The sequence below is a fragment of the Anaeromyxobacter oryzisoli genome, assembly GCF_022690765.1.
Taxonomy (GTDB): Bacteria; Myxococcota; Myxococcia; order Myxococcales; family Anaeromyxobacteraceae; genus Anaeromyxobacter; species Anaeromyxobacter oryzisoli.
This window is the reverse complement of record NZ_JALCZA010000025.1, coordinates 52,734-58,904: the sequence shown is the minus strand read 5'-3', so window position 1 is coordinate 58,904 and position 6,171 is coordinate 52,734. Positions and strand designations below refer to the sequence as shown.

Annotated in this window: 7 protein-coding genes; 4 read left to right on the top strand and 3 right to left on the bottom strand. The window is 74.5% G+C overall.

Annotated features, from left to right (window positions below; all coding sequences use genetic code 11):
• Together MNZ27_RS10320 and MNZ27_RS10315 are read right to left on the bottom strand one after the other, a co-directional pair.
• Positions 1-728: AAA family ATPase (locus MNZ27_RS10320; protein ID WP_242393967.1), on the bottom strand; the 728-nt coding region annotated here is incomplete at its 3' end.
• Positions 725-1,966 carry an exonuclease SbcCD subunit D C-terminal domain-containing protein gene (locus MNZ27_RS10315; RefSeq protein WP_242393966.1) on the bottom strand — a complete coding sequence of 414 codons (1,242 nt, stop codon included), beginning with the start codon at positions 1,964-1,966 and terminating at the stop codon, positions 725-727. The genes MNZ27_RS10315 and MNZ27_RS10320, both read right to left, overlap by 4 nt.
• Positions 1,967-2,121: 155 nt before the next feature.
• Here MNZ27_RS10315 and MNZ27_RS10310 point away from each other — a divergent pair, with 155 nt between their 5' ends.
• From MNZ27_RS10310 to MNZ27_RS10295, 4 genes are all read left to right on the top strand, one after another.
• A complete protein-coding gene (locus tag MNZ27_RS10310) occupies positions 2,122-2,505 on the top strand; it encodes a helix-turn-helix domain-containing protein (RefSeq protein WP_242393965.1) in 384 nt (127 codons plus the stop codon).
• A 404-nt stretch (positions 2,506-2,909) separates the two neighbouring features.
• The gene (locus tag MNZ27_RS10305) at positions 2,910-3,803 is read left to right on the top strand and encodes a helix-turn-helix transcriptional regulator (RefSeq protein ID WP_242393964.1); all 894 of its coding nucleotides are present in this window, start codon (positions 2,910-2,912) and stop codon (positions 3,801-3,803) included.
• A gap of 94 nt (positions 3,804-3,897) precedes the next feature.
• Complete coding sequence (locus MNZ27_RS10300) at positions 3,898-4,893, top strand: alpha/beta fold hydrolase (protein ID WP_242393963.1); 996 nt, start codon at positions 3,898-3,900, stop codon at positions 4,891-4,893.
• 275 nt (positions 4,894-5,168) lie between these two features.
• On the top strand, positions 5,169-5,576 hold the full coding sequence (locus tag MNZ27_RS10295) for a DMT family transporter (RefSeq protein WP_242393962.1): 408 nt from the start codon (positions 5,169-5,171) through the stop codon (positions 5,574-5,576).
• Positions 5,577-5,612: 36 nt separating this feature from the next.
• Here MNZ27_RS10295 and MNZ27_RS10290 read toward each other — a convergent pair whose 3' ends face one another.
• Complete coding sequence (locus MNZ27_RS10290) at positions 5,613-6,086, bottom strand: chromate resistance protein ChrB domain-containing protein (RefSeq protein ID WP_242393961.1); 474 nt, start codon at positions 6,084-6,086, stop codon at positions 5,613-5,615.
• Between the last annotated feature and the right edge of the window lie 85 nt (positions 6,087-6,171).

Genomic DNA, 6,171 nt, shown 5'->3' with positions numbered 1-6,171 from the left:
TGCTCGCGCCGGGCGAGCAGGGCCTGGCGGTCCTCCGCGGCGAGGACCTGCACCTCGCCCGCCCGCCGCTCGACGGCGGCGAGCGCCTCCGCCTCCGCCGAGGCCCGCGCGTGCGCGGCCTGGGAGAGCCGCGAGTAGATCGCGGTGCCGGTCACGCGCTCGAGGATCGACGCGCGCTCGTCGGCGCTCGCCCGGAGGAAGTTCGTGAACTCGAACTGCGGGAGGACCACCGCGCGCCGGAACTCGTCGAAGGTGAACCCGACCTTCTGCTCGTTCAGCCGGGCCGCGGCGCCCCGCTCCGCGAGCACCTCGCCGCCGTCGAGGGCGGCGACGGTCATCACCTGTTGCTGGAGCGCGCCCTCGAGCTTGTTGCGCGCGCGGCGGACGCGCCAGGTGGCGCGGTAGCGGCCGCCGTCCGTCCCCTCGTAGTCCACCTCCGCCATCGCCGCCGTGGCGCCCCGGGAGACGAGCCCGCGGACGTCGTTCGCGTCGAGCCGCTCGCCGTCCTCGGACCAGCCGACGAGCACCCCGGCGCCGCGGTCCTTGAGGCGGGGCGTCCGCCCGTAGAGCGCGAGGCAGAGCGCGTCGAGGAGGGTGGACTTCCCGGCGCCGGTCGGGCCGGAGATCGAGAAGAGGCCGGCGCCGTCGATGGGCGGCCGGTCGAGGGGGAGCTGGAACGGACCGTAGAGGCTCGCCAGGCTCTCGCCGCGGATGGCGAGGATCCTCACGGTGCCTCCCGCCGCACCTGGTCGAGCAGCTCGTGGAAGAGCGCGAGCAGGGCGTCCGGGAGCGGGTCCTGGTGCTCGCGCTCCCACTTGCGCCGGAGCACCTCCTCCGGATCGAGGTCCGCCAGGGCGCGGGTCTCGACGTCCGCGAGCGCCCGCCCGGTGCCGGTGAGGGCGGTCGCGATCCGCACGAGGCGGGCCTCCTTGCCGTCCGTCGCGGCCTCGAGCCGGGCGCGGAGCGACGGCTCGGGCCGATCCAGGCGGACCTTCACCTCGAGGAGCGGCCGCGCCTCGTCCGGCCCGTCGCCGCGGGCCGGGAGCGCCGCGATCGCGGCGAGCACCTCGTCGAGCGGCGCCGGCTCCCGGCCGGCCGGGACCGAGGTGAGGGGGACGGGCCGGGGAGCGGGGAGCGTCCGGCAGGCGGAGAGCGCGTCGCCCTCGAGCTCGACCAGCACCACCCCGTGCGCGTAGGCCCGCTCGTCGAAGGAGAGCGGCAGGACCGAGCCGGCGTAGCGGACCGCCTCGCGCCCGCCCACCGGCTGCGCGAGGTGGAGGTGCCCGAGGGCGACGTAGGCGAGGTCGTCCGGGAAGACGTCGGCGGGGATCGCGGCCTCCTTGCCGATGACGAGCTTCCGCTCGGAGAGCTCGGAGACGGTCCCTCCCACCGCATAGAGGTGACCGGTCGCGAGGAGGGCCTGGCCGGGGCGGCGGCGGGCCCGGGCGCGCTCGACCGCGGCGGCGTAGAGGGCGCGCACCGCCGCGACGGGATCCTCCGCGGCGCCCGGCCCGAGGTCGGCGAGCCGGAGGAAGGGGACCGCCGCGATCCAGGCGGCGGTGGCACCCGTCGCGTCCTCGAGTGGGATGACGAGCGGATCGAGGTCGGGCGCGCCGCCCTCGCGCCGGACCGCGCCGACCACGTGGAGCCGCCCGAGGGCGCGGAGCAGCGGGTCCGCCACCTCGAGGCGCGCGGGCGAGTCGTGGTTCCCGGCGACGACCACGATCTTCAGCCGCGGGATGGTCCGCCAGGCCTCGGCGAGGAACCGGTACCACTGCTCGAGCGCCGAGGTGGGCGGGTTGGCGCCGTCGAAGACGTCGCCCGCGACGAGGAGGACGTCCACGCGCTCGCGGGCGAGGGTCTCGAGGAGCCAAGCGAGGAAGATCGCGTGCTCGGGGCCGCGCTCGACGCCGTGGAGCGTGTGGCCGAGGTGCCAGTCGGCGGTGTGGAGGAGGCGGAGGGACATCGGGACGAACAGAGGATACCCGGGGGTCGGACATGCCCTCGCCGGCCGCCCGCGACACGACGTGAGCATCGTGTGCGAGGGCCCTATCCCGGCGTCCTCACCAGGTCGGGGGGAAAGCCATACAAGAGGGGCTCTCGTTTCCGTGGGGAGTCCGGATGTCCAGGTCGCTTGCCGCCACCTTCGCGCAGCAGCTGAGAGCGGCGAGGCAGGCGCGCGGGTGGACCCAGGCGGAGCTCGCCGAGCGCGTCGGGATCGCCGTCGAGGTGTGCGGGCGGCTGGAGCGTGGCGGCGTCCTCCCCCGCGCCGACACGCTGGTCCGGCTCTCCGAGTCGCTCGGCGTCCGGACGGACACGCTCCTCGGGCTCGGGACGGAGCGGGCCGCCGACGCGGCCGAGCGCGCCGCCGCGCGAGAGCCGGAGGCGGACTACGCGGGACGGCCGGAGCTCCGGCGGCTCATGCGCCGCCTCAAGGCCGAGTCGCCTCGGACGGTGCGCATCCTCGGGGCCCTGATCTCCTCCCTCCGCGCCGGCAAGCGTTGACGGCGACGAGGCCCGTGGCCGGGGCTTCGCCCCTCGCCTCGGCGCGGCTTCGTTGACTTCGTGAGGACGTCGAAGTAGGGTTCAAGGACACGACGCGAGCGTCGGTGTGTGAGCACGCGAGGTCCTCGAGGGCGCCGATGCCGCCCACCCGAGCTCGCTCTCGAGCGGCGGCCATGCCGATGCGCCGCCGTGGTGGATTTGGCGAGAAGGCCGGGTACCCCCCGACCCGGACGGACCGCCGGGGGCCGGCGCCAGCTCGGTGCCGGCCCCCTCTATTTTCAAGCGGGTGGTGAGCCGGGCGCGCACGGTGCGCGAGCGGCCCATCGTCTCCTCGTGCTCATCGGTGTTCCGCGCTCGGCGTGGTACCGTCGGCGAAGCGTGCGCCAGCGCTCGCGATCCGACCGATGCGCCCGTCCAGCTCGCCGTCCCGTCGCGCCGAGAAGACCTCCGCCGAGCGCGGCCCGCGGGTGCCCGGCGACGAGGCGGCCGACGCGGGCGTCTTCGATCGCCCGCCCGCGCACCTCGCGCGCCGGATCGATCTCCTCTGGTCCGCCTCGGGCGACGGCGCGCCGGGTGGCCCGAGGGGTGCCACGACGTTGCACGACTTCTTCCCCGACGCCGGCGTGCACCTCGTCTTCCGGCGCTCGCCGGAGGGGTGCCGCGCCGTCCTCCTCGGCCCGGCCACGGAGCGGGCCACCATCGAGCGCGCCACGGGCGCCGAGTACCTCGGGATCCGGTTCCTGGCCGGTCAGGCGCCCCGGCTCGCGGACGTCCGCTCCTCGGACCTGACCGACGGGCTCGTCGAGGTCACCCGGCTCGGCGGCGTTCCGGTGGAGGAGGTGGCGGATCGACTGAGCGCGCTGCCCGACGTCGGCTCGCGGCGGCGCGCGCTCGCGGAGCTGGCAGGTGGGCAGGACCGTTCGCTCGTCGAGGACGTCCACTGCCGGCGCGGCGCGCTCCTGCTCGAGGCGCGGCGCGGGCAGCTCCGCGTGGACCAGCTCGCGGCCGAGCTCGGTCTCCACGCCCGGACCCTGGAGCGCCGCTTCAGGGACCAGCTCGGCATGACGCCGAAGCGGCTGATCCGGCTGGTCCGGCTGCGGCACGTCCTCGGGGCGCTGCGCTCCGGCGCGTTCGGGACGCTCGCCGAGCTCGCCCTCGCCTGCGGCTACGCGGACCAGCCGCACCTGATCCGCGACTTCAAGGCGTTGACCGCGCGCCTGCCACGGGACGAGGACGCGTGCCGCAGCCGCCTCCTCGCGCGCGCCGAGACCCGGGTCATCCACCGGCACCATTCCTAGCCTCGCTTCGCCGGCCGCTCCCGCGAGCCTGTCGCGTTCTCACAAGACGCGCGGGACAGGGAGGGGCTAGGAAGCGGGCCGCCAGGAGGACGACATGGACACGGAGCGCTCTGCACCGATGGGAACGGCGGCGAGGACGAAGACGACGGCGATGGACGGGGCGGGCGACTCCCGCCTGGTCGTGGTGCAGACGCGACGAGGGCCGGTGGAGTGCGCGATCCGCGGCGAGGGGCCCACCGTGCTCTCCCTCCACGGCGCCCTGGGGGGCTGGGATCAGGGGCTGCTGCTCGCGCGCACCGTGGGCGATCCCGCGTTCCGGTACGTCGCGCCGTCGCGTCCGGGGTACCTCGGGACGGCCCTGTCCCTGGCCCGGACGCCGGCGGAGCAGGGCGCGCTCTACCGCGATCTGCTCGACGCGCTCGGCATCGAGCGCGCCGCGGTGATGGCCGTCTCCGGCGGCGGCCCGTCCGCGCTCGCGTTCGCGCTCGATCACCCCGATCGCTGCTGGGGGGTGGTGATGGTGTCGTCGGTGTGCCGGCGCGTCGAGGCCCGGCTGCCCCTGGGCTGGTACGTCATGCGGCTCATGGCCCGCTGCGGTCCGCTCGTCGCGGCGATGCGGCGGCGAGCGGAGCGCGATCCGGAGGAGGCGGCCCGCCGCTCGATCCCGGATCCCGAGCTGCGCGCGCGCACGCTTCGCAACCCGGAGGTCGGGCCGCTGCTGCGCGAGCTGCAGTCCTCCACGCTGGAGCGGATGGCGCTCCGGCTGCCGGGCACGGAGAACGACGTCGCCGTGACCCGGAGCGAGCTCTCCTTCCCGCTGGAGCGGCTCGCGGCGCCGCTCCTCGTGGTGCACGGCACGTCCGACGAGGCCGCGCCGTTCGAGCAGGCGGAGGAGATGGCCGCCCGGGTCCCCCGCGCCGAGCTGCTCGCCCTCGAGGGCGGACGGCACGTCGCCATCTTCACGCACCGGGAGCAGGCCCGTGCGCGCGTCGCGCGGTTCCTCGGCGCTCACGCGCCCGGCGCGCGCGCCTCCGACGGCGACCCCAACTCGCTTCGGAGTCCGGGCACTCGAAAGAGCGTCGTACAATGACCTCCTCGTCACGGAGGCGCTGACGGCGATGTCGTGATGGACGCGCCGTGGCAGATCGTGATCGAGGATCTCCGACGGCCCACGAGCAGTGGCCCGTCTTCCTCGTGCGGTGTTTTCTGGTCGATTGCGATGCCGGGTATCCCACGTCAATCCGAAGCTTCCGCACGCTTCTCTTCCCACGGCCCAGCGATCGGACTCCTGGCTGCCGCTCTCTTCGGGGCGAGCACGCCCGTCGCGAAGCTCCTCGTGCCCGGTTCGGGCCCACTGATGCACGCGTGTCCGCGGCGCTCCTCACCGGCGCTCTCGGGTACGGAGCCAGTCTCGTACTCTTCCTCCTCGCCGTTCGCGCCATCGGCGCGGCGCGGCAGGCGGCCTACTTCGCGACGGCGCCCTTCATCGGCGCCCTGCTGGCGGTCCCGCTCCTGGGCGAGCGCCCGCCTGCCGCTCACCTCTTCGCGGGCGCCGTCATGGCCCTCGGAATCATCGTCGTCGTCCGCGCGCGCCACGCGCACCCGCACGTCCACGAGCCGCTCGTGCACGAGCACGCCCATGTGCACGACGCGCATCACGTGCACGCGCACGACGCATCGGTCACGGAGCCGCATTCGCACGCGCACAGGCACGAGCGGCTCGAGCACGACCATTCGCACCTGCCGGACATCCACCACCGCCACGACCACTGAGCCGCGCGCCGCAGCAACACAGCGCAGCTATCGCGGTCAGCCCACCTTCCGGAACTGCCCGTCCGGCCGCCCCTTCCCGACGCACTGCTGGCAGTACGCGTAGAGCGCGTCGTACACGATCCGCTCGGCCGCGTTGATCTCGTGGTCGTCCCTGAAGCCGAGGTGGCGGAACCCTTCGGCGATCGCCTCGAGGCCCCAGCTCTCCGGCTGGTCCCAGAGCGTGTTGTCCGTGTCGGCGCCGTTCACGATCTTGGCCATCAGCACGAGGGCGGGGTCCCTCTCCAGGAGGCCGAACTTCCGGCAGAACGCGTCGAAGGAGCACTCCTTCCCGCGGTGGTTCAGCTCCGCCCCAGCGGCATCGTAGGGCGTCGCCCCCTCGCGACTCGCGACCTGCATGACCTGATCGGCAGGAACGAACAGGAACTCGGCATCCGGGTCCACGAACCTCCGGATGAGCCAAGGGCACGCGACGCGATCGACCTTCACGCCGGAGCGGGTGATCCATTTCATGATGCGCCCTCGTCGGGGCCGGTCGCCGCGCGGGCGACAGAACGTCCCCATTTTCACATAACGACCGCCGGCCGAAGCGGTCGGG